This window comes from Rhodococcus sp. CX (assembly GCF_015865005.1).
Taxonomy (GTDB): domain Bacteria; phylum Actinomycetota; class Actinomycetes; order Mycobacteriales; family Mycobacteriaceae; genus Rhodococcus.
This window is the reverse complement of sequence record NZ_JADZGH010000210.1, coordinates 1-3460: the sequence shown is the minus strand read 5'-3', so window position 1 is coordinate 3460 and position 3460 is coordinate 1. Positions and strand designations below refer to the sequence as shown.

Sequence of the window (3460 nt, the reverse complement as noted above, 5' to 3'; positions counted from 1 at the left end):
CCCGTGCTCGTCGGTCACCGCGATCTCGAGCCGGTCCACCCAGGCACGGGCCGGATCCCGGACCACCTTCCGCTCGCCGCCGACCAGCCGCGAGACTTCGTCGCCGCGGCGCACATACCCGGTGTGCACGCTGTCGGTGGTGTCGGTGGGCACCGAATAGGTGAGCAGGCTGCACTCCGGGTCGGCCAGCCAGGTGTATCCCACGCGACCGTATCCCCGCTCGGTGCGCGGGCCCCACGATCGGTCCCGCATCGCGCAGCACTCGACGTCGATTCGTTCGCCGTCGAGAATCAGGTGCCCGGTGACCCGGCCGGTCTGGTCGTAGTGCGACGCCGCCGGATAGGGCGGGGCGCCCCGGAGAAGCGGAACGGGCCGTTCGAATCCCCGGAACGACAGTTCGACGGAGATGCGGTTCCGATCCTCGTAGCGGACGTCGTAGACCTCACCCGGCTCGAGCACCTCGATCGTCGCGCCGGTCGGGCTGATCAGCTTCGGCCCGTCGAAGGTCGGCATCTTCAGGGCCGAGAAGCCCTCGTAGAAGGGCAGATCCCAGGGGTCCACCGCGGTGTCGTCCCACAGCCACAGCCCTCCGTGCGTGATTCCCGCGTTCTGCCGCACTCCCACGTAGATCCAGGCGCCGATGTTGCGCTCCGGGACGAAGAAGGAGAACCAGAAGGTCTCGTTCTCGTAGAAGTTGTCGGAGACCGGGTGCAAGTAGTCGTCGGCTTCGACGAAACCGATTTCCTGTGTGGTCATCATGGCGCCTTTCGGGTTGCTGCTTCCGGCCGTCGTGACAGGGACTCGGCGAGCGCGGCACGCCAGTCGCCCGCTCGGCGAGCGGCATCGAACTCGTATGCCAACCGGTCGACCACACCCGCGACCGGGGGAATGTCGCGGATCAGGCCGGTCGAATGACCGCCACTGAACACCGTCTTCCACGGCTTCACGCCGGGAGGAAGGTTCGGTCTGTGTCGCGCAACGGGTTTCGGCAGATCGTCCGGGTCGAGCCCGTTCGCGGCGATCGACGGTGCGAGGAAACTCGCGGGCAGGCCCGCGATGGCGTCGGTGAACACCACGTCCTCACTGCGCGCGTCGACAAGCATGCTCTTGTGGTCGTCGACCGTCCCCGATTCGAGCGTCGCGATGAACCGGGTACCCATCACCGCGAGGTCGGCACCGAGCGCGAGTGCCGCCGCGATGCCGTTGCCGTCGGCGATACCACCGGCAAGCATGATGGAGCCGTCGAACATGCGGCGTACCTGCGGCAGGAAGGCGAACGGCGACAGTGTGCCCGCGTGTCCCCCGGCCCCCGCACAGACGAGCATGAGTCCGTCGACACCGGCCGCGATCGCCTTCTCGGCGTGCCGGACGGTCGTCACGTCGTGGAACACCGTGCCGCCCCAGTCGTGGGCGGCGTCGACGATCTCCTTCGGATCGCCCATGTTGGTGAGGATCAGCGGCACCTCGTGCTTCGCGACGGTCGCGAGCGCGCGGTCGCGCCTGTCCTTGTCGAGCGCAGCCGATGCCGGCATGTTCACGCAGAACGGCGCGAACGGCTCACCGCGGTCGATACTTTCGCGCTCGGCGAAGCGGATGGCGCCGAGCCAGCCGTCGAGGGTCTCGGGTGCCCGCGGGTTCGCGGACGGAAACGCCCCCACGACGCCCGCGCGGCACGCGGCGATCACCAGGTCGAGGTTCGAGACCAGAAACATCGGTGCCGCCATCACCGGCAGTCGCAGATCCTGCCAGCGCACGCTCATCTGCCGCCGGCCCTCGGGAAGTGCTCGGCGCGGAGTTCCGCCTTGCGGACCTTGCCCAGGGCCGTGCGCGGCAGGGCGTCGACGACGACGAGTCGTTCGGGCGTCTTCTGTTTCGCCAGTCCGGATTCGGCGAAGTGCTCGCGGATGCTGTCGAGATCGATGTCGGCGCCGGGGACCGGGACGACGACCGCGGCCACCATTTCCCCGTATCGCGGATCGGGCGCCGCGACGATCGCGCCCTCCGCCACGGCCGGATGGGTGACCAGCACGTCCTCCAGCTGGCCCGACGAGATCGTCTCGCCCGCGCGGATCACGACGTCCTTGATGCGATCGGTGATCGTGAGCCGCCCGTCGGCGTCGAGGTGGCCGAGATCGCCGGTGCGCATCCAGCCGTCGGCGGTGAACGCCGCAGCGTCGAGGCTTGCGTCCCGGTAGCCGACGAACTGGTCGGGTCCGCGCGTGATGATCTCACCGTCGACGCCGGTGGGCACGTCGGTGCCGGTTTCGTCGACGATGCGCACGCGCACGCCCGGCAGCGGCGAACCGTCGGTGCCGAGGCGCGCCGGTTCCGGGTCGGTGGCGGTGCCGGATGTGACCGTGGGATGTTCGGTCGATCCGTAGCAGCGGAAGGTGCCGATACCCATGTCGCCTGCGCGACGAACCAGGTCCTCGGGCACCGTGGCCGCACCGATGAGGAATTCGCGTAGCGTCGCGAGCTTTCCGGCAACTCCCTCGATGTCGAGCATGCCGGTGAGGTGGAAGGGGGTTCCGGCCGTCGCGGTGACGCGGTGACGGGAGATCAGTTCGACCGCGAGAGCGGGATCCCACATGTCCATGTAGACGGTGTTCCGGCCGTGGAGCAGGGGGCGCAGCATGCTGCCGACGCCGGCGATGTGTCCGGGCGGGAACGTCACGAGTTGAACGGCGTCGTCACCCGTTCCGAGGTACTCCGTCGCCGCCTGCTGCTCGGCGAGCAGCGAATTGTGGCTGTGCTGTACGCCCTTCGGCGCGGACGTGGTACCCGAGGTGTAGATGAGCAACGCGACGTCGTCGGCGTGGACGGCGGGTCGTGCGTATTCCGTCGTGGTGGTGAGCAGGTCGTCCCACGGGCACGCGCCCTCCGGTACGGCCTCGCCGACCACCACGATGTGTTCGAGCGTGGGGATGTCGGCGAACGCGGCGACACGGTTGCCGTAGTCGATCGAGCGCCAGCGGTCGGGCTGGAACAGGACCTTGGCGCCGGACTGTTCGAGGATGAACCGCACCTCGTTCGGTCCGTAGATGTGCACGATCGGAACGAGGACCGCACCGGCGAGCATCACCGCCGCGTATGCGATGGAGGCTTCGATCCGGTTGGGCAACTGCACCGCCACCGAATCCCCGGGGCCGATGCCCCGTTCCTGCAGAGCCGTGGCCACACGCTGGGCCCGGGCGTGGATCTCCCCGACGGTCGTGACGAGTTCTGCGCCCTCGCCTCCGGCGTAGACCAGAGTCGTCGCCGCCCCGGTCGCGCAGCTTTCGGCGAGCGCATCGGGCCACGTGCGATCGCTGTAGAAGCCCTCGCGGTACCACTGGTCTCGCAGCGCGGCGGGATCGCGGTCATCGACAGTTCCCAGCCGGCCTGTCACCCGCGCGGTGTTGCTCGTGTCCACGTCAGCTCCGCTTCCTCCCCCAGGGCTTTCGGGGCGCATGTGTTGCCC

The 3460-nt window shown here is 68.8% G+C and carries 3 protein-coding genes; all 3 read right to left on the bottom strand.

Going from position 1 to position 3460, the window contains the following annotated elements; all coding sequences use genetic code 11:
* Window positions 1–756: hypothetical protein (locus tag I0Q12_RS22940; protein WP_231611266.1), on the bottom strand; the 756-nt coding region annotated here is incomplete at its 3' end.
* The gene (locus I0Q12_RS22935; RefSeq protein ID WP_197255038.1) at window positions 756–1760 is read right to left on the bottom strand and encodes a nitronate monooxygenase family protein; all 1005 of its coding nucleotides are present in this window, start codon (window positions 1758–1760) and stop codon (window positions 756–758) included. The genes I0Q12_RS22935 and I0Q12_RS22940, both read right to left, overlap by 1 nt.
* The gene (locus I0Q12_RS22930; protein ID WP_307846447.1) at window positions 1757–3412 is read right to left on the bottom strand and encodes an AMP-binding protein; all 1656 of its coding nucleotides are present in this window, start codon (window positions 3410–3412) and stop codon (window positions 1757–1759) included. Before I0Q12_RS22930 ends, I0Q12_RS22935 begins: the two co-directional genes overlap by 4 nt.
* Window positions 3413–3460 lie beyond the last annotated feature (48 nt).

What these genes read in the sequence shown, in the direction of transcription:
- I0Q12_RS22935 (WP_197255038.1), bottom strand. Translation starts at nt 1,760, where the DNA reads ATGAGCGTGCGCTGGCAGGATCTGCGACTGCCGGTGATGGCGGCACCG.